Origin of the sequence: Corallococcus sp. 4LFB, from assembly GCF_046520365.1 — a bacterium.
GTDB classification, from domain to species: domain Bacteria; phylum Myxococcota; class Myxococcia; order Myxococcales; family Myxococcaceae; genus Corallococcus; species Corallococcus caeni.
The window spans coordinates 21,873-46,602 of record NZ_JBKGHJ010000008.1 but is presented as its reverse complement, the minus strand read 5'-3'; the positions used below and the strand labels follow the sequence as shown (position 1 = coordinate 46,602).

21 protein-coding genes, 2 tRNA genes and 6 pseudogenes are annotated in these 24,730 nt (G+C 69.5%); 23 read left to right on the top strand and 6 right to left on the bottom strand.

Features of this window, described 5'->3' with window-relative positions; all coding sequences use genetic code 11:
• Positions 1–670, bottom strand: a 670-nt coding sequence (locus ACLEQD_RS01995) for a DHH family phosphoesterase (protein ID WP_410381272.1), incomplete at its 3' end; no start/stop codon positions are given.
• 116 nt (positions 671–786) lie between these two features.
• Between ACLEQD_RS01995 and uvsE the strand changes: the two genes are divergently transcribed.
• From uvsE to ACLEQD_RS01960, 7 genes and pseudogenes are all read left to right on the top strand, one after another.
• Entirely contained in the window at positions 787–1,722 is a 936-nt protein-coding gene (uvsE, locus tag ACLEQD_RS01990) for a UV DNA damage repair endonuclease UvsE (RefSeq protein WP_410381270.1), read from the top strand.
• A gap of 45 nt (positions 1,723–1,767) precedes the next feature.
• Positions 1,768–3,627: a M2 family metallopeptidase gene (locus ACLEQD_RS01985; protein WP_410381268.1), complete on the top strand. Its 1,860-nt coding sequence runs from the start codon at positions 1,768–1,770 to the stop codon at positions 3,625–3,627.
• 133 nt (positions 3,628–3,760) lie between these two features.
• Positions 3,761–3,964: a cold-shock protein gene (locus ACLEQD_RS01980; protein WP_014397260.1), complete on the top strand. Its 204-nt coding sequence runs from the start codon at positions 3,761–3,763 to the stop codon at positions 3,962–3,964.
• A 75-nt stretch (positions 3,965–4,039) separates the two neighbouring features.
• The gene (locus ACLEQD_RS01975) at positions 4,040–4,168 is read left to right on the top strand and encodes a hypothetical protein (RefSeq protein WP_410381265.1); all 129 of its coding nucleotides are present in this window, start codon (positions 4,040–4,042) and stop codon (positions 4,166–4,168) included.
• Between the two features lie 14 nt (positions 4,169–4,182).
• A pseudogene (locus ACLEQD_RS01970) lies at positions 4,183–6,135 on the top strand (hypothetical protein); the annotation flags it as partial.
• 41 nt (positions 6,136–6,176) lie between these two features.
• Positions 6,177–6,824, top strand: a complete 648-nt coding sequence (locus ACLEQD_RS01965; protein WP_410381263.1) for a hypothetical protein — start codon at positions 6,177–6,179, stop codon at positions 6,822–6,824.
• On the top strand, positions 6,821–7,066 hold the full coding sequence (locus tag ACLEQD_RS01960; protein ID WP_410381261.1) for a hypothetical protein: 246 nt from the start codon (positions 6,821–6,823) through the stop codon (positions 7,064–7,066). The genes ACLEQD_RS01965 and ACLEQD_RS01960 overlap by 4 nt, the downstream gene beginning before the upstream one ends.
• A 46-nt stretch (positions 7,067–7,112) precedes the next feature.
• Here ACLEQD_RS01960 and ACLEQD_RS01955 read toward each other — a convergent pair whose 3' ends face one another.
• The gene (locus ACLEQD_RS01955) at positions 7,113–7,856 is read right to left on the bottom strand and encodes an FKBP-type peptidyl-prolyl cis-trans isomerase (RefSeq protein ID WP_410381259.1); all 744 of its coding nucleotides are present in this window, start codon (positions 7,854–7,856) and stop codon (positions 7,113–7,115) included.
• 236 nt (positions 7,857–8,092) lie between these two features.
• On the opposite strand from ACLEQD_RS01955, the gene ACLEQD_RS01950 reads away from it, so the two are divergent.
• From ACLEQD_RS01950 to ACLEQD_RS01875, 16 genes and pseudogenes are all read left to right on the top strand, one after another.
• Complete coding sequence (locus tag ACLEQD_RS01950; RefSeq protein WP_410381257.1) at positions 8,093–8,425, top strand: PilZ domain-containing protein; 333 nt, start codon at positions 8,093–8,095, stop codon at positions 8,423–8,425.
• 201 nt (positions 8,426–8,626) lie between these two features.
• Positions 8,627–9,313 (top strand): LPP20 family lipoprotein, encoded by a 687-nt coding sequence (locus ACLEQD_RS01945; RefSeq protein WP_410381255.1) that lies wholly within the window; start codon positions 8,627–8,629, stop codon positions 9,311–9,313.
• Complete coding sequence (locus tag ACLEQD_RS01940) at positions 9,289–9,429, top strand: hypothetical protein (protein WP_410381253.1); 141 nt, start codon at positions 9,289–9,291, stop codon at positions 9,427–9,429. Before ACLEQD_RS01945 ends, ACLEQD_RS01940 begins: the two co-directional genes overlap by 25 nt.
• Before the next feature lie 5 nt (positions 9,430–9,434).
• Positions 9,435–9,824 (top strand): hypothetical protein, encoded by a 390-nt coding sequence (locus tag ACLEQD_RS01935; RefSeq protein ID WP_410381251.1) that lies wholly within the window; start codon positions 9,435–9,437, stop codon positions 9,822–9,824.
• A 151-nt stretch (positions 9,825–9,975) separates the two neighbouring features.
• A complete protein-coding gene (locus ACLEQD_RS01930) occupies positions 9,976–11,160 on the top strand; it encodes an AI-2E family transporter (RefSeq protein WP_410381250.1) in 1,185 nt (394 codons plus the stop codon).
• Positions 11,157–11,837 carry a uracil-DNA glycosylase gene (locus ACLEQD_RS01925; protein ID WP_410381248.1) on the top strand — a complete coding sequence of 227 codons (681 nt, stop codon included), beginning with the start codon at positions 11,157–11,159 and terminating at the stop codon, positions 11,835–11,837. The genes ACLEQD_RS01930 and ACLEQD_RS01925 overlap by 4 nt, the downstream gene beginning before the upstream one ends.
• 83 nt (positions 11,838–11,920) lie before the next feature.
• A tRNA-Val gene (locus ACLEQD_RS01920) sits at positions 11,921–11,992 on the top strand.
• Between the two features lie 88 nt (positions 11,993–12,080).
• Positions 12,081–14,007, top strand: a pseudogene (gene thrS / locus ACLEQD_RS01915) (threonine--tRNA ligase).
• Positions 14,008–14,111: 104 nt separating this feature from the next.
• A pseudogene (gene infC / locus ACLEQD_RS01910) lies at positions 14,112–14,621 on the top strand (translation initiation factor IF-3); the annotation flags it as partial.
• Between the two features lie 238 nt (positions 14,622–14,859).
• A complete protein-coding gene (rpmI, locus tag ACLEQD_RS01905; RefSeq protein ID WP_014397248.1) occupies positions 14,860–15,066 on the top strand; it encodes a 50S ribosomal protein L35 in 207 nt (68 codons plus the stop codon).
• Between the two features lie 92 nt (positions 15,067–15,158).
• Positions 15,159–15,506 carry a 50S ribosomal protein L20 gene (rplT, locus tag ACLEQD_RS01900; protein WP_120524871.1) on the top strand — a complete coding sequence of 116 codons (348 nt, stop codon included), beginning with the start codon at positions 15,159–15,161 and terminating at the stop codon, positions 15,504–15,506.
• Between the two features lie 123 nt (positions 15,507–15,629).
• Positions 15,630–16,679: a phenylalanine--tRNA ligase subunit alpha gene (pheS, locus tag ACLEQD_RS01895; RefSeq protein WP_410381246.1), complete on the top strand. Its 1,050-nt coding sequence runs from the start codon at positions 15,630–15,632 to the stop codon at positions 16,677–16,679.
• Between the two features lie 30 nt (positions 16,680–16,709).
• Positions 16,710–19,123, top strand: a pseudogene (pheT, locus tag ACLEQD_RS01890) (phenylalanine--tRNA ligase subunit beta).
• Positions 19,124–19,217: 94 nt separating this feature from the next.
• Positions 19,218–19,496, top strand: a pseudogene (locus tag ACLEQD_RS01885) (integration host factor subunit alpha); the annotation flags it as partial.
• A gap of 195 nt (positions 19,497–19,691) precedes the next feature.
• Positions 19,692–19,768, top strand: a tRNA-Pro gene (locus ACLEQD_RS01880).
• A 207-nt stretch (positions 19,769–19,975) separates the two neighbouring features.
• Positions 19,976–21,640, top strand: a complete 1,665-nt coding sequence (locus tag ACLEQD_RS01875) for a cyclic peptide export ABC transporter (RefSeq protein ID WP_410381244.1) — start codon at positions 19,976–19,978, stop codon at positions 21,638–21,640.
• Here the strand turns inward: ACLEQD_RS01875 and ACLEQD_RS01870 are convergent.
• The 4 genes and pseudogenes from ACLEQD_RS01870 to ACLEQD_RS01855 all read right to left on the bottom strand — a co-directional run bounded on the left by ACLEQD_RS01870 (position 21,622) and on the right by ACLEQD_RS01855 (position 24,575).
• On the bottom strand, positions 21,622–22,956 hold the full coding sequence (locus ACLEQD_RS01870) for a glycosyltransferase (protein WP_410381242.1): 1,335 nt from the start codon (positions 22,954–22,956) through the stop codon (positions 21,622–21,624). The two genes, ACLEQD_RS01875 and ACLEQD_RS01870, sit on opposite strands and share 19 nt — an antisense overlap.
• Positions 22,957–22,967: 11 nt before the next feature.
• Positions 22,968–23,528, bottom strand: coding sequence for a hypothetical protein (locus ACLEQD_RS01865; protein WP_410381273.1), 561 nt, complete (start codon positions 23,526–23,528; stop codon positions 22,968–22,970).
• A 23-nt stretch (positions 23,529–23,551) separates the two neighbouring features.
• A pseudogene (locus ACLEQD_RS01860) lies at positions 23,552–23,767 on the bottom strand (glycosyltransferase family 2 protein); the annotation flags it as partial.
• A 49-nt stretch (positions 23,768–23,816) separates the two neighbouring features.
• Positions 23,817–24,575, bottom strand: a complete 759-nt coding sequence (locus ACLEQD_RS01855; RefSeq protein WP_410381240.1) for a galactosyltransferase-related protein — start codon at positions 24,573–24,575, stop codon at positions 23,817–23,819.
• Between the last annotated feature and the right edge of the window lie 155 nt (positions 24,576–24,730).

The window sequence follows — 24,730 nt, the reverse complement described above, 5'->3', positions numbered from 1 at the left end:
CGCGCCCTCCGCGATGTCGCCGCGCTGCCGCGCGCAGCAGCACCTGCATGGCCAGCGGCGCCGCGAACCGGCTGGAGCGGCGCGCCGCGTTGAGCAGCGCCACCGCCTCCGTGACGGACGAACGCTTCGCCCGCCGCAGCGCGTCCTTGAGGAACGGCATCGGCGCGTCCACGCCCAGGTCCGCCACCGTCCCCAGCACCGCCAGCCACTCCAGCGGACCGGGCACGACGAACGACGACGTCAGCACGTACGTGAGCAGGCTGGTGCTCGCCACGGGCTCATGGCCGTGGGCGGTGAGCACCTGCGCGCCGGGTGGAAAGGACTCCGACACATGGTGGTCCACCACCAGCGTGGGCACCCCGGGCAGCAGCGGCTCCGCGCGGCTGCCCATGTCCAGCACCACCAGCGCCTCCGTGGACGAGGCGCCCAGCCGCTCCAGGAACCCCGGATGGTGCACGTCCTCTCCCTTGCCCGGCAGGCGCGCCGTCGGCCGGGCGCCCAGGGACTGGAGGGCCCGGACCATCAGCACCCCGGACGTGAGCCCGTCCACGTCCGTGTGCGGCGCGACGAGCACGTGCCTGTCCCGGCAGGCCTCCAGGAACTCGCGCGCCTGGTCCATCGCCGCCTCTGGCGCGGGCCAGTGCGCATCCTTCGTGTGTCCCAGGAGCATGAGGCAAAGCTGTCACTGCCTGTAGCGGCACGGCAGGGCGCGCCCGTCACGGCTGGCTGCCCTCCGGACGACCCCGGGGCCAGTCACGCGGCGCGAGCGTGCCGACCTTTCCAGGCATGGAAGGCCTCTCGACCTACCGGCTGGGCTACGTGGCCCAATCCCTGACGCTGGGCGTGAGCGCCAGCCACACGTGCCGGCTCGCCACCGCGACGCCGCAGCGCCTGGAGGCGCTCGCCGCGCGGAACCTGGAGGAGCTGGAGCAGTTGCTGCGCTTCAACGAGGCGCACGGCATCCAGGTGTTCCGCATCGGCTCGTCGCTCATCCCGTTCGGTTCGCACCCGGTGAACACGCTGCCGTGGTGGAAGACCTTCGCGCGCGAGTTCGCCTCGCTGGCCCGCATCGCGCGCCACTCCCAGCAGCGGCTGTCCCTGCATCCGTCCCCGGCCGGCGCGTCGCTGTCCTCCCGCCACGAGCGCGTGCGCGACGCCGCCCTCGCGGAGCTGCGCTACAGCGCGCGCGTGCTGGACCTGCTGGAGGCGGGCCCCGAGTGCCGCGTCGTCATCCACGTGGGAGGCGCCGCCCCCAGCCGCCCCGAGGCGCTGGAGGCCGCGCACCGGATGCTGGACACGATGCCGGAGGAGCTGCGCCAGCGGCTCACCCTCGAGCACGACGACAAGGTCTGGAGCGCACGCGAGGTGCTGCCGCTGGCCCGCGAGCACGGCGTGCCCATGGTGGGCGACAACCTGCACAACGCGGTGCTTCCCTCGGATCCGCCCATGTCCGTGGAGGAGCTGGTGCGCGAGGCCTCCTCCTCCTGGCGTGCGTTGGACCTGCGGCCCAAATTCCACCTGGCGTCACAGAAGGCGGACGGGCGGCCCGGCGCGCACTCGGACCTCATCGTCCCGGCGGACTTCCAGGCCCTGGTGTCCGCGCTCGACGGCCCGGCGGACTTCATGCTGGAGGCGAAGGAGAAGGACCGCGCGGTTTTCGCACTGCGTCGGGAGGCGGGGGCGCGACGTTCACCTCGTGGACAGGGCGCGCGGGCCCCGTGACTTCGCGGGTGCGAGGGCAGGGCACTTCCCATAGTGTCCGCGCCCATGACCCGCTCCCCCCAGTCCTTGATTCGCGCGGCCCTGGCCGCCCTGTCGCTCGCGACGCCAATCGCCTGCGCGCAGAAGACGCCCGCTCCGGCCGAGAAGGCCACGCCCGTGGAGGCCGAGAAGGCCACGCCCGCGGAGGCGAAGCAGTTCGTCGAGAAGCTCAACGCGGACCTGAAGCAGCTCTGGACCCGCCAGGCCACCGCAGAGTGGATCAAGAGCACGTACATCACCGACGACACGGAGCGGAACGCCGCGTCCGTCAACGAAGAGGTGATGGCCTACGTCAACAACGCCATCAAGGACTCGCGCCGCTTCGACGGGCTGGAGCTGGACGCGGACACCGCGCGCATGCTGCACCTCTTGCGCGTGTCCCAGACGCTGCCCGCCCCGGCGAACCCCACGCAGCGCGCGGAGCTGGCCGCCACCGCCGCGAAGCTGGAGGGCCTCTACGGCAAGGGCAAGTACTGCGGCAAGGACGGCAAGGGGAAGTGCCGCGACCTGGAGGAGCTGTCCGACGTGATGGCGGAGAGCCGCAACGCGGACGAGCTGCTGGACGCGTGGACCGGCTGGCACGCCATCAGCCGCCCCATGCGCCCGCTCTACACGCAGCTGGTGGACCTCTCCAACGCGGGCGCGAAGGACATCGGCTTCAACGACCTGGGCACGCTGTGGCGGTCGTCCTACGACATGCCGCCCGAGGACTTCGAGAAGGAGGCGCAGCGGCTCTGGGGCCAGGTGAAGCCCATGTACGACGAGCTGCACTGCTACGTGCGCGGCCGGCTGGCGAAGCAGTACGGCGAGGCGAAGGTCCCCGCCGGCAAGCCCATCCCCGCGCACCTGCTGGGCAACATGTGGGCGCAGGAGTGGAACAACATCTACCCGCTGGTGGAGCCGTTCCCCGGCCAGGCCAGCCTGGATGTCAGCAGCGCCCTGGTGAAGCAGGGCTACGACGCGCGGAAGATGGTGAAGCTGGGTGAGAAGTTCTTCACCTCGCTGGGCTTGAAGCAGCTGCCGGAGACCTTCTGGGAGCGCTCGCAGTTCACCAAGCCCCAGGACCGCGACGTCGTCTGCCACGCGTCCGCGTGGGACGTGACGTACGACAACGACCTGCGCATCAAGATGTGCATCAAGCCCACCGAGGAGGACCTGGTCACCATCCACCACGAGCTGGGCCACGACTACTACTACACGTACTACTACAAGCTCCCCGTCCTCTTTCAGGCGGGCGCCAACGACGGCTTCCACGAGGCCATTGGCGACGCGCTCACGCTCTCCATCACCCCGGCCTACCTCCAGCAGGCGGGCCTGCTCCCGGCGGTGGAGAAGAACGACAAGAACGTCATCAACCTCCAGCTGAAGGACGCGCTGGAGAAGGTGGCCTTCCTGCCCTTCGGCCTGCTGGTGGACCAGTGGCGCTGGGACGTGTTCAGCGGGAAGGTGACGCCGGCGGACTACAACAAGAGCTGGTGGGCGCTGCGCACGAAGTACCAGGGCGTGGCCGCGCCGGTGGCGCGCACGGAGCAGGACTTCGACGCGGGCGCCAAGTACCACGTGCCGGCCAACGTGCCGTACACGCGCTACTTCCTCGCGCGGATCCTCCAGTTCCAGTTCCACAAGGCGCTGTGCGAGGCCGCGGGCCACAAGGGCGCGCTCAACGAGTGCTCCATCTACGGCAACAAGGCCGCGGGCCAGCGCCTGCAGGCCATGCTGGAGATGGGCGCGAGCAAGCCGTGGCCGGACGCGCTCGCCGCGATGACGGGCTCCCGCCAGATGGATGCCACGCCGATGCTGGAGTACTTCGCCCCGCTGCGTCGCTGGCTCCAGGAGCAGAACAAGGGCCAGCAGTGCGGCTGGTGACGTTTCTCGGCTGACGTATCCAGGGAGTGGACTTCCCCCGGGACGGCGCTTAGGCTTGCGCCCGTCTTGTAGGGTTGAACTCTGTAGGACCGGACGGCGACTCTTCCTGTCCGCGATGAAAGAAGAACAGCAAATGGCGACTGGTACCGTGAAGTGGTTCAACGACGCGAAGGGCTTCGGCTTCATCACGCAGGACGGCGGTGGTGAGGACGTGTTCTGCCACCACACCGCCATCAACATGGATGGCTTCCGCACCCTGGCCGAGGGCCAGAAGGTGGAGTTCGAAGTGACCAAGGGCCCCAAGGGCCTGCAGGCGCAGAACGTTCGCGCCGCCTGAGCCTGACCGTTTCCTGATTCACCCAAGAAGGTCCGGCTCTCACGGGTCGGGCCTTCTGTATTTTCCGGAGCCCGCATGTCCGCCCCCACCTTCCGCCTGCGCTTCCTCCCCCTCGTCGCCGCCCTCGGCTGCGCCACGTCCTCCCCCTCCACGGTCCCCACGCCGCCCGCCGCCGCGTCCACCTCCACGCCGCCGCCCCCATGACGAAGGAGGCGCTGAGCGCGCTCAAGCAGGAGCTGGTGAAGCTGCACGGCGAGGCCCAGCGCGCGCGCATCGAGCGCGGCGTGGAGCAGGTGGCCACGCTGTGGCGGCCGGAGGACGGGGACCTGGCGGCCTTCGCGCGCGAGCAGTTCCTGCCCACGGGCCCCCAGCTGGACGCGACGTTCACGCGCTTTGAAGGGCTGTTCGAACAGTTCGACGGCCACATGAACGAGCTGGGGCGGGAGCTCCAGTGGTTCACGGACCTGGACCTGGGGCCGCTGTTGCCGGTGGAGCCGCTGCTGGCGGCGTATGACCCGTCCTCCAACGTCACGTCGGATCTGTTCCAGGCGAAGCCGGGCTTCGTCGTGCTGCTCAACTTCCCGCTCACCACGCTGGCCGAGCGCGTGAAGCAGGGGCCGTCCTGGACGCGCCGGCAGTGGGCGGAGGCGAAGCTCGCGTCGCGCTTCAACCGGCGCGTGCCCGCGGCGGTGGAGCAGAAGGTGTCGCAGGCCATCGCGGACGCGAACCTCTACATCGCCGAGTACAACGTCTGGATGCACCACCTGGTGGACGCGAAGGGGCAGCGCCTCTTCCCCCAGGGCCTGCGGCTCATCAGCCACTGGAACCTGCGCGACGAGCTGAAGGCGGACTACACGGACCCGAAGGGACTGGCGAAGCAGCGGATGATCGTCCAGGTGATGGAGCGCATCGTCACGCAGACCATCCCCGCCGCCGTCATCGACAACCCGCGCGTGGACTGGGACCCCTTCACCAACAAGGTCACCGTGGCGCCGCCGGAGTCGGTGGAGGCGAACGCGCCCCAGCGCGCCGCGAAGGCGGACCCCGCGCCGGAGCCGGACACGCGCTACGCGCGGCTGCTGGCCACGTTCCAGGCGTCGCGGAGGGTGGATCCGTACTCGCCGGTGGCGCCCACGCGCATCGCGCGCGCCTTCGAGCTGGACCGCGGCCTGCCGGAGGAGCGCGTGCGCGCGCTGCTCACGCAGCTCTTGGAGTCGCCGCTGGTGCCGCGCGTGGCGAAGCTGATCCAGACCCGCCTGGGCCGCCCGCTGGAGCCGCAGGACCTCTGGTATCCGGGCTTCCGTCCGGGCTCGAAGGTGCCGGAGGCGCAGCTGGACGCGCTGACGCGCCAGCGCTACCCCACGGCGGACGCCTTCGCGCGCGACATCCCGCGCATCCTCCAGGGGCTGGGCTTCACGCGGGAGAAGGCGGACGTGCTCGCGTCGTACATCCGCGTGGACGCGTCCCGCGGCGCGGGCCATGCCCAGCAGGCGCTGCGCCGGGGCGACTTCCCCCGCCTGCGCACGCGCGTGGAGAAGGGGGGCATGGACTACAAGGGCTACAACATCGCGGTGCACGAGCTGGGGCACAACGTGGAGCAGGTCTTCAGCCTGTACCAGGTGGACCACACGCTCCTGTCCGGCGTCCCCAACAACGCCTTCACGGAGGCCCTGGCCTTCGTCTTCCAGGCGCGCGACCTGGAGCTCCTGGGCCTGGGCCAGCCGGACGCGGCCAGCGAGCGCGAGCGCGTGCTCAACGACTTCTGGCAGGCGTGGGAGATCGCCGGCGTGGCGCTGGTGGACATGGCCACGTGGCACTGGATGTACGAACACCCGGACGCCACGCCCGCCCAGCTGCGCGACGCGGTGGCCGGCCTGTCGCGCGACGTGTGGAACCGCTACTACGCGCCGGTGCTGGGGCGGAAGGACAGCCCGGTGCTGGGCATCTACAGCCACATGATCAGCTACCCGCTCTACCTGCCGGACTACCCGCTGGGGCACCTCATCGCCTTCCAGATTGAAGAGCACCTCAAGCAGCACGGCCCGCTGGGCGCGGAGTTCGAGCGCATGGCCACCTTCGGCTCCGTCACCCCCGACGAATGGATGCGGCACGCCACCGGCGCCCCCGTCAGCGCGGAGGCGTTGTTGCGGGCCACCGAAGCGGCGCTGTGATATCCGGCCATTCCCCATTTAAATCATCTGGAGGATTGACCTTGAATTTCATCTCTCGTGCGCTGGTGCTGGGCTCCCTGTCGACCGTGGTGGGCTGTGCGTCGATGAAGGGCGGCACCAAGCCCCCGGAGACGACGCCTCCGCCCGCGACGGCGTCGCTGGTGGACAACTGCGACGACACGCAGAAGGCCATCTCCAAGGAAGCGGACGCGATGGCGGCGCCCTACGGGATTGATCAGCACATCGACAAGAACTTCCCGGACCGCAAGGTGTCGTGGCTGATGACGGACAGCGCGTACCAGAAGTTCGTGGTGCAGACGGGCGCGAAGAACTTCGGCCGCTGCAACGACGTGGGCTGCTACCTGTTCGCGGCGCCGTCGGCGGCCATCCATGGCGCGGTGGAGAAGGCGAAGACGGCGGACGGCAAGCACGACCCCGCGGTGCTGGGCCAGGCGCTGGGCCTGCCGGCGAAGAACTTCGAGGGGCCCCTGCGGATGATGACGCTGGACCTGGCGGCGCAGAAGGTCTGCACGCGGCTGCCGGTGGAGGCGGATCCCGGCGTGTGGAAGTGCCAGACGCCCGAGGACACCGACTGCTTCAAGTTCGGCGGCTACACGTCCGGCGGCGCGCCGGAGGTGATGGTCATCAACGCGCCGGTGGCGGACACGCAGGTGGCGGAGATCCCGTGAGCGACGAGGAGGTGCTCCTCCAGAGCCCGCTCCTGTACCGCGTGCTGCGCGGGAGGGACGGGGCGCTGTCCATCGAGGTCGTGGTGGGCGGCATCGTCCAGTTCGAGGTGCGCGTGCGCCTGAACGCGGAGGAGACCGAGTCCTTCCAGCGGGAGGGACGCGCCTTCGCGGACCGGCTGGCCCAGGCCATCATGGCCAACCCGCCCTTCGGCGGCAGGTCCGTGAAGTCGCCCGTGCAGTGAGGCCTTCGCGGGGGCCCGGTCGCAGGCGGGCCCCCGATGGAGCGGACTACGGCCTGGCGGCGGTGTTGCCCGGGATGTCCACCAGCTCCACCTCGAAGGTGAGCACGGCGTTGGGCGGGATGCGCGAGCCCGTGGGCGGGCGCTCTCCGTAGGCGGTGCTCCCGGGGCAGGTGAGCTTCGCCTTGCCGCCGACCTTCATCTTCTGCACGCCCTGGGTCCAGCAGGGGATGACGCCGTTGAGCGGGAACTCCACCGCCATGCCGCGCTTGTAGGAGCTGTCGAACTCCGTGCCGTCCACCAGCGTGCCCTGGTAGTGCACCTTCACGGTGTCGATGGCGCGGGGCGACTTGCCGGTGCCGGCCTTGAGCTCCCGGTAGATGACGCCGGAGGGCAGCCGCGTGGCCCCGGGCTCCTTGGAGGCGCGGTCCAGCGTGGCGATGTTGACCTGCGACTGCCGCGCCTTGGCGAGCGACTGGATCTTCGGGGTGAACTCCTTCGGATCCACGGCGGGCGCGGTGCCGCTGAGCGAGTCCTGGAGGCCGCGCTGGAGCACCTGCACCTCCTCCGGGGTGAGCGCGAGCGCCGTCACGCTCTGGCCCAGCGAGATGCCGAGCGCATAGATGGTCTTCTGCTCCTCCGTCTTGAGCTCCAGGGGCGCCTGGGCAGGGGCGGCCTTCGTGGCGGCCTCCGGCGCGGCGGCCGGCTTGGAGGTCTTCGTCGGGGCCTGGGCCAGGGCGAGGCCCGGAGCACCGAGCATCACGACCAGGGCCGCCTTCCACTGCATACGCATGCTTCCGCCTTTCACGAGAACAGGGGGGACTATAGGGCCGCGCATGCGCCGCCGGTCATCCGCGCGCACAGGCCAATGCGAAGAATCCAGCGAGCGGAAAAACACGGCGCACGGTGGCCCGCCTGGCGTGCTGGAAGGGGGCCGTTTTCTTGCGCGCATGACGGCTGAACGTACTGTGCCTCCAGGTCGCTGCACCCCCGCAGCAGCCTGTTGCACCAGCCGGAGGTCGTGAGCCAATGAGCGAGAAGCGGAAGGCCAATCGGGCGCCCCTGGACATCTACCTCAACAAGTACATGGGTGGCGTGCCGTACATGACCCGCGCCGCGGACATCAGCCAGGAAGGCGTCAGCCTCTCGCGTCTCATCGAGCCCCAGCACGACGCGCGCCGCGTGGGCCTCCAGTTCCAGCTCCCCGGCTCCGAGGAGATCATCTACGCCGAGGGTGAAGTCGTACGCGAGTGGAAGGAATTGGGCCGCAAGGAGCAGTCCGGCGTGCGCTTCACGCTGCTCACCGAGCGGCACCGCAAGATGATCGACGCCTACGTCGACCGTCACGCCCAGGGCAACTGACGCAAGGCATTACCCTCCAGGTGTGCCACCGCGATTGCGCGGTGCCACCGGCGGTTCGCGGTACGAAGCGCGGAGGTCGTCAGGTGGATCCGCCCGTCCTCCGGGTCGCCTTGACTTCGCGCGAAGTGACCCCCTTGAATGACCGGAGAGGTTCCCTGTGCGCTCGCCGACCTTTCGCGGCGACAACGGGAGGAGTGCTCCGTGAGGCGTTCGCTGTGGGGATTGTTGCTGGTCGTGCCGCTGGCGGCGCTGGGCCAGGGCAAGGACGCGAAGGTCGCCGCACCCGCCGCTGGAGCCGTGCGCGGCGTGGGCACTCCGGGCATCAACTGGGAGGGCCAGGTCCTGCGCGCCACGGGCGCCGGGGCCCCGGACCTCAAGGCCGCCAACCCCGGGCAGGCACGGCTGGGCGCCGAGCGCGCCGCGAAGCAGGACGCGTTCCGCAACCTGATGGAGCAGGCCAGGGGCATCCAGGTGAGCGCGGGCCGCACCGTGGGCGACGAGCTGGCGCGCGACGAGGTGAAGGGCCGCGTCGAGGGCGCCATCCGCGGCTACAAGGTCCTGGCCACGCGCTACTTCTCCGACAGCGGCGTGGAGATGGACGTGGAGGTCCCGCTCGCGGCGCTCGCCGCGGCGCTGACGCCCGCACAGGAGCCGGCCATCGTGCTCAACGACGGCGCCGCGAAGTACACGGGCCTCGTGGTGGACGCGCGCGGGCTGGGCGTGACGCCGGTGCTCGCGCCCGGTTGGTGGACGCGACGGGCAAGGCGCTCTACGGCGCGACGGTGCTCACGGAAGCGGCGCGCGGCACGGCGGGCGTCGCGGCCTGGTTCGACAGCCTGGACGCCGCCCGGAAGGCCTCGCGCGTGGGCGACAAGCCCCTGGTGGTGAAGGCCGCGCAGCTCCAGGGCTCCGACCTGGTGCTGAGCGCGGAGGGCGCCCGCGCGCTCGCCGAGGCGAACACGCGCTTCCTGGCCGAGGGCCGGGTCGCCATCGTCACGCAGTAGCGCTCATGGCTCGCGTGTGGAACGGCGCGGTGTTCGCGGTGCTCGCGGTGGCGCTGACGGGCGGCTGCGCGACCCCTTCGGAGCAGCCCGCGACGGTGGCCCGCGCGGAGGCGCTGATGGCCTCCAACGCGGCCAAGCGCGGCGACCTGGTGCTCCGCTGTGAGCCCGCGGACGCCCAGGTGCTGCTGGACGGCGTGGAGCAGGGCACGTGCACCGACTTCGCCGGGGTGTCCCGGAGCCTGCGGCTGGGGGACCCGGGCTTCCACCAGGTGGAGGTCAAGAAGCGCGGGTTCTACCCGTACACGACCTACTACGAGCCCAGCGGGGCGCGGGTGACGTTGAAGGTCAAGCTCCGGCCCCTGGCGCCCGAGGGCGGCAGCGGCTCCCCCCGCTGAGCGCCGCGCCGGGGCTGGCGCCCTGGAGCGCAAGGTGGCGGGCAAGGCCTCTGGCCGGTTCGTGGACCGCAATCCGGGGGCGAAGACGCCGTAGGATGGGCGGGGACAGGAGGCGGTCATCGGACGTCGCAAGAGAGGCAGTGAGCGCGCGGTGAAGGTTCCCCGGCCCGCGGCGGCCCTGGAGGTCTCCCCGGTGCTGCACGTCGTGCACCCGGAGCCCGTGCCCCCGGCCGGCGACCCCTCGGCCCTGGACGAGGCGGAGGCCCGCCGGGTCGACTTCGTCTGGTCCGGCGTGATGGTGGGCTCGCTGGCGCTGGTGTTCGCGCTGCTGTCCGTGTTCGGCGGGGTGGCGGTGCCGGTGCTGCTGGCGGTGACGGGCGCGTACGCGTTCAACCCGCTCGTCACCCTCCTGGAGAAGCGCGGCGTGGACCGCACCTGGGGCACGTCCATCCTCTTCTTCGCGGGCACGCTCCTGATGGTGGGCGCGGGCCTGTACCTGGTGCCGGTGTTCCGCGACGAGGCGGCGAAGCTGCCCGGCTTCTTCCAGCGCGCCAGCACCCAGGTGGTGCCGCAGGTGGAGTCGCTCCTGGGCGTGTCGCTGCCGGACCTGGTGAGCCAGCGCACCGCGGAGCTGGGGGCGCAGGCCTCCGAGCTGATTCAAAGCGCGGGCCCCACGGCGGCGCGGCTGGTGGCGAGCTTCGCCGGCAACACCGCGCGCTTCGCGGCCACGCTGCTGGGCCTGTCGGTGGTGCCGGTGCTGGCGTTCTTCTTCCTCCAGGACTACCCGCGCCTCATGGGGCGCATCCAGGACCTGCTGCCGCGCCGCTCCGTGACGCTGGTGAGCCAGCGCTTCCGCGAGGTGGACGAGGTGCTGTCCGCCTTCGTGCAGGGCCAGCTCACCGTGGGCGCCATCCTGTCGGTGCTCTACGCGGTGGGGCTGTCCGCGGCGCGCATCGACCTGGCCATCGCCATTGGCCTCATCGCGGGCTTCGGCAACATGGTGCCCTACCTGGGCACGGGCATCGGCGTGGTGCTGGCCCTGCTGGGCGTGCTCCTGTCGTGGCAGGGGCCGTGGCAGCTGGCCGTGGTGGCCGCGACCTTCATCGTCGGACAGTTGGCCGAGGGCTTCGTCATCACCCCGCGCGTCGTGGGGGAGAAGGTGGGCCTGGCCCCCGTGGCGGTCATCATCGCCGTGCTCGCCTTCGGGGAGCTGTTCGGCTTCGTGGGCATCCTCCTGGCCGTGCCCGCCAGCGCCATCCTCAAGGTCGTCCTCAGCGTCGTCATCCAGCGCTACCGCCGCACGCAGCTCTACAAGGGGAGCGTGCAGGGGCCGTGACGAAGCTGGAGAAGCTGCACCAGGAGATGGTCGCGTGCCGGGCCTGCCCCCGGCTGGTGGCCTGGCGCGAAGAGGTGGCCCGCGTGAAGCGGCGCGCCTACCGCGACTGGGACTACTGGGGGAAGCCCGTCCCCGGCTTCGGAGACCCCAGGGCCCGGCTGATCATCGTGGGGCTGGCGCCCGCCGCGCACGGGGCCAACCGGACGGGGCGGATGTTCACCGGGGACCGCTCCGGCGACTTCCTCTTCGCGGGCCTGCACCGGGCGGGCTTCGCGAACCAGTCCCACAGCGAGCGCCGGGACGACGGGCTGAAGCTGACGGACGCCTTCATCGTCGCCGCCGGCCGGTGCGCGCCGCCGGACAACAAGCCCCTGCCGGAGGAGCTGGCCCGGTGCGCGCCGTTCCTGGACCGGGAGATGGCGCTGTTGCCCGGCCGGGTGCTGCTCGCCCTGGGGGCCATCGGGTGGAACGCCGCGCTGGCCTCGGTGGCCCGCACCGGTGGGGCGTTGCCCACGCCCCGGCCCGCCTTCGGCCATGGCGCCGAGTTCCGGCTGCCGGACGGCCGGTGGCTCGTGGGCAGCTACCACGTCAGCCAGCAGAACACCCAGACGGGGAGGCTCACCCCCGCCATGTTCGACGCGGTGATGAAACGCATCCGCGCGTTGTTGGAGACGTGAACGCGGGGAAGAGATGGCCCCGCGCTCATGTTCCTTGACAGGTGCGGGAGCCCGCTGTTATTCCCCGCGCCCATCCGCACGACGGGTCGTTAGCTCAGCGGTAGAGCACTACCTTGACACGGTAGGGGTCAGTGGTTCGATCCCACTACGACCCATCATCAGTAAGTGTTCCATCTCGCGGGCGGCCGGCTTTCTCAAAAGCCTGCCGCCCGTACTTTTTTCCAGCGCAGGGGTTTTTCCGCCATGTCCGAATCCATCACGGTGACGCTCCCCGACGGCAGCCAGAAGCAGACCGCCCGGGGCACGACCATCGCGGACTTCGTGAAGGGCAGCATCGGTGTGGGGCTCGCGAAGGCGGCCCTGTTCGCCCGGGTCAACGGTCAGGACATGGACCTGGCCCGCACGCTCGACGAGGACGCGAAGCTGCAGATCTTCACGTCCAAGAGCCCGGAAGGCCTGGACCTCATCCGCCACGACGCCGCGCACGTGGTGGCCAGCGCCGTGCAGCGCCTGTTCCCCGGCACGCAGGTGACCATCGGTCCCGCGACGGAGGAGGGCTTCTACTACGACTTCTTCCGCGAGAAGCCCTTCACGCCGGAGGAGCTGGAGAAGATTGAAGCGGCCGCCAACGCGGAGCTCAAGCAGGACATGCCGTTCGTCCGCACGGAGATCTCCATGGAGGACGCCATCAAGCTCTTCGAGGAGAAGGGCGAGAAGTTCAAGGTGGAGATCGTCAAGGACATCGCCGCCAAGGGCGCCAAGACGCTCACGCTCTACACCCACGGCGACTGGGTGGACTTCTGCCTGGGGCCCACGCGCCCAGCACCGGGAAGATCGGCGTCATCAAGATCCTCTCCTCCAGCGGCGCGTACTGGCGCGGCGACCACCGCAACCCGATGCTCCAGCGCGTCTACGGCACGGCCTTCTTCGACAAGAAGGCGCTGGACGCGTACCTCACGCGCATCGAGGAGGCGAGGAAGCGCGACCACCGCAAGCTGGGCAAGGAGCTGGACCTCTTCCACTTCCACCCGTACTCGCCGGGCGCCGCCTTCTGGACGCCCAAGGGCACCACGCTCTACCAGACGCTCTCCAACTGGATGCGCTCGCTCACGGCCGGTGACGGCTACGTGGAGATCAAGACGCCCCTGATGTTCAACAAGGGCCTCTGGGAGACGAGCGGCCACTGGGGCAAGTACAAGGAGAACATGTTCCTGGTGCTCGACAGCGAGTCCGGCGAGCACGACTTCTCCCTCAAGCCGATGAACTGCCCGTCGCACCACCTGTTCTACGGCTTCAAGAAGCACAGCTACCGCGACCTGCCCCTGCGCCTGCACACCCAGGACGTGCTCCACCGCAACGAGGCCGCGGGCTCGCTGGGCGGCCTCACCCGCGTGCGCCAGTTCGCGCAGGACGACGCGCACATCTACTGCATGGAGAGCCAGATCACCGACGAGGTGCGGCGCTTCGTGCAGCTCCTGGACCGCGTCTACAAGGCGGTGGGCCTCACCTACGCGGTAAAGCTGTCCACGCGCCCCGAGCAGCGCCTGGGCGACGACTCGCTCTGGGACCGCGCGGAAGGCGGCCTCAAGGCGGCGCTGGAGTCGCTGGGCCTCCCGTACGAGCTGGCCCCCGGCGACGGCGCCTTCTACGGCCCGAAGATCGACTTCGCCGTCTCCGACAGCATCGGCCGCAGGTGGCAGCTGGGCACCATGCAGCTGGACTACCTGGCCCCGGAGCGCTTCGACCTCACCTACGTGGGCGAGGACAACGCCGAGCACCGCCCGGTGGTCCTCCACCGCGCCATCTTCGGCTCCTTCGAGCGCTTCACCGCCATCCTCATCGAGCACTTCGCCGGCGCGTTCCCCGCGTGGCTCGCCCCGGTGCAGGCCACCCTCGTCACCGTGGCGACCGGCAGCTGGACTACGCCCGCAAGGTGCGCGACGACCTGCGCGCCAGGGGCTTCCGGGTGGAGCTGGACGAGCGCGGCATGACGCTCAACGCGAAGATCCGCGAAGCCCAGATGCAGAAGGTCCCCTTCACCCTGGTGGTGGGCGACAACGAGGTGGAGGCTGGCGCCGTGGCCCCGCGCCGCTACGGCGGCGAGGACCTGAAGACGATGAAGTACGCCGACTTCGAGGCCCTCCTGGCCAAGGAAGCCGCGCTGCCCTGAACGGCAGTGTGGGGGACTTGACTCCCCGTCTGGGCTGGACTACTTGCGCGACTTCCGGGGATTGAGGCACGCCCTCAGTCCCCGAGCCGTCGGAGGGTCCTCCCATCGTCCGCGATCAGAGAACCAATCGCCGTATCCGAGCCCGGGAGGTCCGCGTCGTCGGACCGAACGCCGAGCAGCTCGGGGTCATGTCCCTGGAAGCAGCCCTGACGCGCGCCCAGGCGGACGGTCTCGACCTCGTCGAGATCTCCCCCATGGCGAAGCCGCCGGTCTGTAAGATCATGGACTACGGCAAGTTCAAGTACGAGGAGAAGAAGAAGGCCTCGGACGCGAAGCGCACGCAGGTGGTCATCCAGCTCAAGGAAGTGAAGCTCCGTCCCAAGACGGAGGAGCACGACTACGAGTTCAAGGTCCGCAACGTCCGCCGGTTCCTGGAGGAGGGGAACAAGGCGAAGATCACCATCCAGTTCCGGGGTCGTGAAATCACCCACAAGGAGCTGGGGAGCGCGATCCTGGACGACGTGACGAAGGACCTGAAGGAAATCGCGGTGGTGGAGCAGCACCCCCGGATGGAGGGGCGCCAGATGTTCATGATCCTGGCTCCCAACCCGAAGGTGGCCCAGCGCGCCCGGGAGCTCGCCCGCCAGGCGGTGGAGGCGGCCGCCCGGAAGCAGGAAGGCAGGCCGGCGGTCGCCGCGGCGGTCGTTTCCGCGTCGGCTGTAGGAAATCCTGCCCCCGTCGCGGCAAAAGAGTGATAGAGGCTTGCGCCCAAAGCGTCCGGGGACCGTGTGCCCCGGTCCGCCGTCAGTCACGAAGACTGCCGGCCGACAGGCAGAAGGAAGGTTTGGGATCATGCCCAAGTTGAAGACCCGCAGCGCCGCGAAGAAGCGCTTCCACGTGAAGAAGAGCGGCCAGGTGAAGTTCGGCAAGGCGTTCAGCAAGCACCTGTTCACCTTCTCCAAGACGCCCAAGCAGAAGCGCGGCAACCGTGGCACGGGCCACCTGCGCGACATGGACGCCAAGAAGGTCATCAAGGAGCTGTTCCCCTACGGCGCCTGAGTCGTTCCTCGGGTTTGAACCAATCGTGAGTCCTGGCGGAGCGGCGTGAAGCCAGCGCCCCGGGGCCCCCTTCCAGAAGTCAGGAGTGTGTCATGCGCGTCAAAAAGGGATTCAAGGCTCGTCGTCGTCGTAATCGCATTCTCAAGCTTGCCAAGGGCTTCCGCGGCCGCCGCAAGAACTGCTACCGCCGTGCGAACCAGGCCGTCGAGCGCGCCCTGGACTACGCCACCCGCGACCGCGCGGTGCGCAAGCGCAACTTCCGCTCGCTGTGGATCGTCCGCATCAACGCGGCCGCCCGCACCGTGGGCCTGTCCTACTCGAAGCTGATCGCCGGCCTGGCGAAGGCGAAGATCAACCTGGACCGCAAGGTCCTGTCCGATCTGGCCATCGCGGACCCCGCGGGCTTTGCCGCCATCGCCAACATCGCGAAGGCAGCCTGAGACACGGCCGGCGGTGACGCCGGCCCCCGAAGCTGAAACGGGCTGCCTCCACCAGGGGGCGGCCCTTTTTTTTGCCCGGCGCTTGAGGCGTCCGGGGCGTGAATGGAAGGCGGGAAGAGGACCATGCGAGACCGGTTGCAGGCGTTGGCGGACGCGGCGCGCCAGGAGATCTCCGGCGTGTCGGAGCCCTCGCAGGTGGAGGCCCTGCGCATCCGCTACCTGGGCAAGAAGGGCGAGCTGTCCGCGGTGCTGGGGGGCATGGGCAAGCTGCCCCCGGACGAGCGGAGAGCGCTGGGAGAGGTTGCCAACACCGTCAAGGCGGAGCTGGAGCAGCTCCTGGCGGACGCCACGCGGCGCGCGGAGGAGGCCGCGCTGGAGGCCCAGCTGAAGGGCCCGAAGCTGGACGTGACGCTGCCCGGGCGCGCGGTGCCGCCGGGTGGACGGCACCCGGTGTCGCGCACGCTGGAGGACATCGTCCGCACGTTCGCGCGGCTCGGGTTCGAGGTCGCGGTCGGGCCGGAGATCGAGCTCGACTACTTCAACTTCGAGGCGCTGAACCTGCCCAAGGACCACCCCGCGCGGGACATGCAGGACACGTTCTACGTGGACGAGCCCAGCCTGGGCCACGCGAAGAAGGCGGACAGCCCGTCGCTGCTGCGCACGCACACGTCGCCGGTGCAGGTGCGGCACATGCTGTCGCGCAAGCCGCCCATCCGCGCGGTGATGCCGGGCCGGGTGTACCGGCGCGACTCGGACATCACGCACACGCCCATGTTCCACCAGGTGGAGGGCCTGCTGGTGGACAAGGACGTGAGCTTCGCGGAGCTGAAGGGGACGCTGGACGCGTTCGTGAAGGCGTTCTTCGGCTCGGAGACGCGCACGCGCTTCCGCCCGTCGTTCTTCCCCTTCACGGAGCCCTCCGCGGAGGTGGACGTCACCTGTGCGTCGTGCGGCGGCAAGGGCTGCCGCGTGTGCAAGCAGACCGGGTGGCTGGAGGTGCTGGGCAGCGGCATGGTGCACCCGAACGTCTTCACCGCCGCGGGCTACGACCCGAAGGAGGTGACGGGCTACGCGTTCGGCATGGGCGTGGAGCGCCTGGCCATGCTGCGCTACGGCATCGACGACCTGCGGATGATGTTCGAGAACGACGCGCGCTTCCTCGCGCAGTTCTGATTCCGGCCCACCACTCGAGAGGACAACCCTGTGAAGATTTCAGTGAAGTGGCTGGGTGATTACGTGGCGCTGCCGCCGTCCGTGGACGAGCTGGCGCGCAAGCTGACCGCGGCGGGCCTGGAGATTGAAGGGGTGGAGCGCCCCGGCGAGGGCCTGCGCGGCGTGGTGGTGGCGCAGATCCGCGAGTCGGTGCAGCACCCCAACGCGGACAAGCTGTCCGTCACGCAGGTGGACATCGGCGGCTCCGCGCTGTTCCAGGTGGTGTGCGGCGCGAAGAACTTCAAGGTCGGCGACAAGGTGCCGCTGGCCACCGTGGGCGCGAAGCTGCCCAACGGCATGGAGATCAAGCAGGCCGCGCTGAGGGGCGTGGACAGCTTCGGCATGCTCTGCTCCGCGAAGGAGCTGGGCATCACCGAGGACTCGTCCGGCCTGCTCATCCTGTCCCCGGACACGAAGCTGGGCGTCCCGGTGGCGGAGGCCATCGGGCTGGATGACTCCGTGCTGGAGGTGAACGTCACGCCGAACCGGCCGGACGCGCTCAGCCACCTGGGCATCGCGCGCGAGGTGGGCGTGGTGACGGGCGCGCAGCTGAAGGTGCCGCAGCCGAAGCCCGCCGAGTCCGGCAAGCCGGTGGCGGAGCTGGTGAAGGTGCGCATCGACGCGAAGGAGCGCTGCTCGCGCTACGCGGCGCGCGTGGTGGAGGGCGTCACCATCCAGCCGTCGCCGCAGTGGATGCAGGACCGGCTGAAGGCGTGCGGCGTGCGCGCCATCAACAACGTGGTGGACGTCACCAACTACGTCCTCCTGGAGTACGGCCAGCCGCTGCACGCGTTCGACCTGGACAAGGTGGCGGGCCAGGAGATCGTCGTCCGCACCGCGAAGCCAGGCGAGAAGCTGCGCACGCTGGACGACAAGGAGCGCACGCTGGACGCGGACGACCTGGTCATCGCGGACCGGGACCGGGCGCAGGCGCTGGCGGGCGTGATGGGCGGCGGCGACAGTGAGGTCACGCAGGGCACGAAGCGCATCGTCATCGAGTCCGCGCACTTCCACGGCTCCGGCGTGCGCCGGTCCGCCAAGCGCTACGCGCTGCACACGGAGGCGTCGCACCGCTTCGAGCGCGGGGCGGACCTGGACGCGGTGCTGCCGGCGCTGGACCGGGCCGCGCAGCTCATCGCGGAGCTGTCGGGTGGCACGGTGGTGCCGGGCCGGGTGGACGTGCAGCCGGAGCCCCTGGCGCCGCGCCGGGCGATGCTGCGCTACGCGCGGGTGGAGAAGGTGCTGGGCGTGGCGGTGCCGGAGGCGGAGGTCCGGCGCATCCTGACGGCGCTGGGCTTCAAGTCCGTGGAGGAGGCGCAGGGCCAGACGACGTTCGAGGTGCCGCGGGCGCGCGTGGACGTGGAGCGCGAGGAGGACCTGATGGAGGAGGTCGCCCGCGTGTACGGCTACGACAACATCCCGGCCCGGCTGCCGCGAGGCCTGGAGACGCTGGCGCCGGAGCCCTGTCCATGGAGGCCGAGCGCCGGCTGCGCCACGCGCTGGGCGGCGTGGGGCTGTCCGAGGTGGTGAACTACTCGTTCGTGGCGCCGAAGTCGCTGGAGGTGCTGGGTGGGAAGGAAGCGCCCATCGCGCTGATGAACCCGCTGAGCGTCGAGCAGTCGGTGATGCGCACGAGCCTGCTGCCGGGCCTGCTGGAGAACCTGTCGCGCAGCGTGCGCCACCAGGTGGAGTCGGTGGGCCTCTACGAGACGGGCCGGGCGTACTTCCGGGACGCGCAGGGCGGGCAGGGGATGCGCCCGGCCGCGCGCGAGGTGCCCCGCGTGGCGGGCCTGGTGTGGGGCCTGCGCGGCGGCGGCCGGAGCTGGACGCAGAAGGACTCGCGCGTGGACTTCTACGACGCGAAGGGCGCGGTGGAGGCGCTGCTGCACGCGCTGCACGTGGAGGGCGTGGCGTTCACCCCGGCGGAGGCCCCCGCGTACCACCCGCGCAGCTGCGCCCAGGTGGCGCTGAAGGACGGGACGGTGCTGGGCCTGGTGGGCGAGGTGCACCCGCGCGTGACGAAGGCGCTGGGCCTGCCGGAGGGCGTGTTCGTGTTCGAGCTGGACACGGAGCCGCTGTACGCGGCGGCGCGGCTGGTGCCGCAGGCGGCGGGGCTGCCCAAGTACCCGGCGGTGCTGCGCGACCTGGCGGTGGTGGTGCCGCTGGAGCTGCGCAACGAGGAGGTGCGCCGGGTCATCCTGGAGGTGGGAGCCCCCCTGGTGGAGGACGCGCTGGTGTTCGACGTCTACACGGGCAAGCCCATCCCCGAGGGGAAGAAGAACCTGGCGTACGCCCTGAGGTACCGCTCGCCCGAGCGGACGCTGACCGACGCGGAGGTCACGGCGGCCCACCAGCGCATCATCACGGAGGTGAACCAGCGCCTGGGGGCGGCCCTGCGCGCCTGAATTCCTGAATGAAGTCAGGACGTTGACACGGTTCGGGGAAGGCTGACACCATGCCCCGCGTTCACCGGCCATTCACGGGTGCCAGAGGACTCGCATGACGAAAGCGGACATCATCGAGGGGGTCTACGAGAAGGTCGGCTTCTCCAAGAAGGAGTCGGCGGAGATCGTCGAGCTCGTCTTCGACACCGTGAAGGAGACGTTGGAGCGCGGGGACAAGATCAAGATCTCCGGGTTCGGAAACTTCCAGGTGCGCCAGAAGAAGGCGCGCGTGGGGCGCAACCCGCAGACGGGCAAGGAGATTGAAATCAGCGCCCGCCGGGTCCTGACCTTCCGGCCGAGCCAGGTGTTGAAGAGCGCCCTGAACGGCGAGGCGCCGCCGGAGAATCACGCCGAAATCGACGCGCAGGAAGAGGCGGCGGCGGACGCGGCGGAGGCCCGGGGCGAGGACTTCGACGAGGGAATGGAAGAGGGCGACGAGTAGGTTTTTTTCACCAGCGCCCGTCACCTCGCGCTTGACCCAGGAAAGCGGCGGGGGCATAAGGGCGCACCGTTTCACGACGGCGGTTCACGGGGCGTAGCGCAGCCTGGTAGCGCACTTGCTTGGGGTGCAAGTGGTCGCAGGTTCAAATCCTGTCGCCCCGACCAAATAGAGGCCCTGGAGTTCCCGGTGCAAGCCGGTGACTCCAGGGCCTTTGTTTTTTCCGGGCCCGGACGCGACGGGGGCCCTCGGATGTTCGGAAGTCGAATTTCCTTCTTTCCGCGAACTCTCCGAGAACAAGCTCCTACGCTGGGACGGCACCGGCTCGAAGTCCTGAGCCCGCCGTAGCCCCCGCGCTCTCGGAAGACTCGTCCATGAAACTCATCGCCTTCCTGCTGAGCCGCTCGCGAGGTCTCCTGCTGCTGGCGACGTTCGTTGGGATCGTCAGCGGCGCGAGCAGCAGCGCGCTCGTGTCCGTCATCAACACTGCGCTGAGCCAAGACACCTTCCGGGCCGGGAAGACCCTCGCCACGTTCAGCGGGCTCCTGCTGCTCTGCGTGCTGTCGCGCCTGGCCTCGCAGTACATCCTCAACCACCTCAACCAGGGAGCGCTCCTCGAGCTGCGGATGCGTCTGAGCCGCCGGGTCCTCACTTCCACGCTGCGCCAGCTGGAGGAGACGGGCATGCACCGCCTCCAGACCCTGCTCTCGGAAGACATCCCCACCGTCAGCAACAGCCTGTCGCTGCTGCCCTCCATCGCCATCAGCGCAGCCACGTTGCTCGGCTGCCTCGCCTACCTAGCCACGCTCTCGCCCACCATCTGCTTGTTCATGCTCGTCTTCGTCATCCTGGGCGGGCTCATCTACCGGCTGCCGGTGCGGCTGAGCCTGAAATACTTCCAGCAGTCCCGCGCCAAGAGCGACGTCCTCAACAAGGCGTTCCGCTCCCTGATGGAGGGCATCAAGGAGCTGAAGCTGCACGCTCCCCGGCGCGCGGCGTTCCTCTCCCGCGGAGTGGAGGCTCCCGCGCAGGAGCTGCGCCGACTGATGCGCGTCAGCTCCAACATCCTCAGCACCAACGCGAGCTGGACCACGTTCCTCTTCTTCGCCTTCCTCGGGCTGTTGCTCTTCAGCATGCCGCGCATCACGGACGTGAGCGCAGCCACGCTGACCAGCTGTACGTTGATCATCCTCTACCTCCAGCAGCCGTTGGACATCCTGCTGGGCAGTCTCAACGTCCTGGGACGCGGCAACGTCGCGCTGGAGAGGCTCCAGCAGCTGGATCCCCAGGGCTGGAATGCGAAGGAAGACGACAGCCCGCCCTATGCAGGGTCACCTCCCTCCTTCGAGCGGCTGGAGCTCAGGGGGGTCACCCACACCTATTTCCGGGAAAATGACGACACCCGCTTCGTGCTGGGCCCCCTCAACCTGACCTTTGAGCGAGGGGAGCTGGTGTTCCTCGTCGGAGGCAACGGCAGCGGAAAGACGACCTTCGGCAAGCTGCTTACCGGCCTCTACGTGCCGGATGCCGGCGAGGTCTGGCTCAACGGCGAGCGCGTGACGGACGCCAACCGCGAGCAGTACCGCCAGCTCTTCACTGCGGTGTTCTCGGACTTCCACCTCTTCGACAACCTCTTTGGACTGGACCCCTCCGACCGGGGCGTCCGGGCGCGGGAGTACCTCTCCCGGCTCCAGCTCGACCACAAGGTCCGCATCAGTGAGGAGGGCAGCCTGTCCACCACGAGCCTGTCCCAGGGACAGCGCAAGCGGCTGGCGCTGCTGACGGCCTACCTGGAGGAGCGGCCCTTCTACCTCTTCGACGAGTGGGCCGCGGACCAGGACCCCGCCTTCAAGGACATCTTCTACAACCAGCTCCTGCCGGACCTGAGGGCGCAGGGAAAGACGGTGCTGGTCATCAGTCACGACAACCGTTACTTCCACGTGGCGGACCGGCTGCTCGTGCTCGAGTCCGGGCGGCTGGTGGACACGCCCCCGCAGGCCAGACTCGAATTGCCGGAGCGTCAGCGGCCCGCGTCGTGAGCGCGGACACGCCTCGCCTCCACGAGGATCCGCTCGATTGTGCGCGCCACCTCCAGGGGTGACTCCGCCTCGCGGAATCGCGCGCTCAGGGCCTGGACCGCCTGCCGGTACTCGGGCTTTGTAATGACCTCGTCCAGCAGGGCCACCAGGCTCTTGGCTGTCACGTCGAACGGAGAGCCCTGCACGCCAAGGCCATGATGCGTCACGAGCCGGGCCACCCGGGGCTGATCGTGCTGGAAGGGTAACGCCACCATGGGAACGCCGAAGTAGATGGCTTCCTTGGTGCTGTTGAAGCCGCAGTGGGTGACCATGGCGGTCGCACGCTGCAACAGCTTGAGTTGTGGAACCTCGCTGGCGGCGATGATGTTGGGCGCCCCGCGCTCGAGCCTTTCCAGGTCGGTCAGCGGCCCCGCTGAGACGACGAACTGCCAGTCCGGCCGCATGGCGGCCGTGTCACCCAGGATGCGCAGGAAGTCCTGTTGCCGTTTCAAGAGGAAGGGCACGGAGCCCAGCGCGACGAAGACGAGCGGCCGGCCCTCCTGGAGCCGCGACCAGTCGAAGTCCGGCTCCTGGCGGTCCAGCGCGATGCATGGACCCAGGAAATGGAGGGTCTCTGGGTGCGGCGTGGTCCCGGTCTCGACGAACTCACCGGGGCAGAGCACCACCGTGGGCGTGGGCGGATGAGAGAACCGCCCGGGCCCGTCTCCTTTTTCCAGGGGGTAGCCGTACTTGCGCGCCAACTGCGTCAGGAACCACGCCGAGGGACGCATGAAGCCAAGCACCACACCTGCCTGCTCCATCGTCCGCCGCAGGCCCGCGCGAACCGCGCCCCAGGCCCGGTCCACCGGGGCTCGCCAGGAAGGCTTGGGCCGGCGCGGCGGCGGCGCCACCGGCACCGTGGTGTTCACGAGGACAGTGGGCACCCCGTTGCCATGGGCAACGGGATGCAGGGACCGCTCAATCACGTCGCACAGGAAGAGGTCGGGACGCAGCCGCTGGAAGAGCCCATCGAGCTCTCCCGCGAGCATCGCATCCATCATGCGTCTGACCCTGCTTACGTGCCTGCGGAGGTGGCGCAGCTGCCCCCAGCGGTCGCGGCGGGCGCTCAGTGCGGCGACTTCCCGCAGGCCGCCCGCAGGAAAGATCTCCGGGAAGAGCGGCACGAAGTCAAAGCCCTCCGCGCGGATGCGCTCCTGGGCATCCAGAAAGCCACAGAAGTGGATGTGGTGTCCCTGCGACTGCAGGGCCTGGGCGAGCTTCAGCGCTGGGTTGATGTGTCCAGGGGTCAAGCCCGCGGCGATGAGGATGGTGGCCATGTCCAGTGCCCCTATGAGAACCAGCCGCGGAGAAGCCGGCGCAGGCCTCCCGTGCTGCCCGAGCCGTGGGCTTCCACGGGGTAGCGCGCGCGAAGGTCGGCCGGAAGTGTGTCAAAGGCATACTCTTCGCCCCCGGCGAGGGACGTGAGCTTCAAGCCCCTCGCGTCGGTGAGGTAGTCGTAGCCGAGGCGCTGGTACTGCGAGCCGGGATCGAGCTGCTCGTAGCGCTCCCGCCGCGCCTGGCGGTCCTCCGGCTTCACCATTCGCAGGTGATAGAGATTGTGCGGCAGCAGCAGGTGCCTGGCCCCCTCGAGCTGCTGGGGGTACCACACGCCGTGGAACTTCGTGTGGCGCCTGCCCTGGAAGGTCATCGTGTCCGGCAGGGGGAAGGCGCAGCAACGCGTCTTCTTTCCCCAGAGGCCATCGGACCGGTACTGCGCCACGCCGTCCCACAGCTCGCGGTAGCGCACCGTGACCAGGGGCCGGTCGCGCTTCTCCGCCTTGCGCAGGAGGTCCGGCAGTCGGACGAGGAAATCCTGCTCGAAGCGCTCGTCGGCGTCGCAGCACAGCACCCAGCGGGCGCCCAGCGCCTTGGCGCGCTCCAGCAGGCGGCTGCGGTTGCCCAGTTCGTCCCAGCCTCCATCTCCGCGCGGGGCGGGTTGGTGAGGACGTCCGCCACCTTCGGCTCGGCGGCGAGCACGGCGCGCGTGCCGTCGGTGGACCCGTCATCCAGCGCGACGATGGCGTCCACGTGGTCGCGCAGGTGCGCCAGGCAGCCCGCCAGGTGGTACTCCTCGTTTCGAAGCTGCATCACGGCGACGAGCACGGGCGGGTGTCCTTTGCGCGAAGGGCTTCGGGGCTCAAGGCCGGCGCCAGTCGAAGGCCACCCGCTGGAAGCTCTGGCCCCAGCCGTCGGGGTTGGCCTGGGGGGAGGCGGGGTTGAAGATGCGCTCCGCGTACTCGGGCGTGGGGGGCTCCGCCGCCTGACGCACCTTTCGCGCCTCGAAGGACAGGTGGACGATGCGCATGTCGTCCAGCGAGTGCTGGTAGGTCTCCGTCTGCATCAGCCGGATGCGGAGGTTGTCGTCGTCCCCGCCCCAGCGATCAAAGCCCTCGTCGTACCCGTGGATGAGGACCAGGCGCTCCCGTGGCACGCAGATGGAGCCGTAGAAGTGCCAGGGCGGCGCGCTGGCCTTCTCCAGCGAGCCTTCGTGGGCCTCCAGGGAGTCGAACGTCGCGAAGCACACGCGGCCCAGTGCGGCGGTCCCAGGGTTCGCCGCGATGTGTTCAAGCCCCAGCGCCGGCACGTCCGTGATGAAGGCGGACTCGGGCGAGACGACGAGCACGTTCTCACCCAGCGCGTGCCGCACGCCCACGTTGATGGCTCGGCACGGCGGGCGCCACGGATGGTCGAAGTCGTTCACCAGCACGCGCCACCGGATGGAGGGGAAGTCCCGGATGACGCGCAGCAACTCTGCCTCTTCACTCGGCTCATCCAGCGAGAGGACGACTTCATACTCCGGCCGGCTGAAGTAGCGCGCGTTCAGCGGTAGCACCCGTTGGAACTCCCGGATGCGCTTGTAGTAGGGCATGACGACGCTGAGCTTGATCTCGTTCACCCGGGGGGCCTCTTCGTTCCGGGGGACTCCCGGCTTCGTGAAATCTATGCTTTTCGGACCTCTCTTGGCTAGCATGCCAAGCACGGAAGGCCGTTGGATCCGGTGTTTGTTACCAAGGTCTGAAGGCCTGTGCACGGGCCATGAAGGCATACAGA

Coding starts and splice junctions, on each gene's coding strand:
- uvsE (WP_410381270.1), top strand. CDS start 787: ATGGAAGGCCTCTCGACCTACCGGCTGGGCTACGTGGCCCAATCCCTG.
- ACLEQD_RS01985 (WP_410381268.1), top strand. CDS start 1,768: ATGACCCGCTCCCCCCAGTCCTTGATTCGCGCGGCCCTGGCCGCCCTG.
- ACLEQD_RS01980 (WP_014397260.1), top strand. CDS start 3,761: ATGGCGACTGGTACCGTGAAGTGGTTCAACGACGCGAAGGGCTTCGGC.
- ACLEQD_RS01975 (WP_410381265.1), top strand. CDS start 4,040: ATGTCCGCCCCCACCTTCCGCCTGCGCTTCCTCCCCCTCGTCGCCGCC.
- ACLEQD_RS01955 (WP_410381259.1), bottom strand. CDS start 7,856: ATGCGTATGCAGTGGAAGGCGGCCCTGGTCGTGATGCTCGGTGCTCCG.
- ACLEQD_RS01950 (WP_410381257.1), top strand. CDS start 8,093: ATGAGCGAGAAGCGGAAGGCCAATCGGGCGCCCCTGGACATCTACCTC.
- ACLEQD_RS01935 (WP_410381251.1), top strand. CDS start 9,435: ATGGCTCGCGTGTGGAACGGCGCGGTGTTCGCGGTGCTCGCGGTGGCG.
- rpmI (WP_014397248.1), top strand. CDS start 14,860: ATGCCCAAGTTGAAGACCCGCAGCGCCGCGAAGAAGCGCTTCCACGTG.
- rplT (WP_120524871.1), top strand. CDS start 15,159: ATGCGCGTCAAAAAGGGATTCAAGGCTCGTCGTCGTCGTAATCGCATT.
- pheS (WP_410381246.1), top strand. CDS start 15,630: ATGCGAGACCGGTTGCAGGCGTTGGCGGACGCGGCGCGCCAGGAGATC.
- ACLEQD_RS01875 (WP_410381244.1), top strand. CDS start 19,976: ATGAAACTCATCGCCTTCCTGCTGAGCCGCTCGCGAGGTCTCCTGCTG.
- ACLEQD_RS01870 (WP_410381242.1), bottom strand. CDS start 22,956: ATGGCCACCATCCTCATCGCCGCGGGCTTGACCCCTGGACACATCAAC.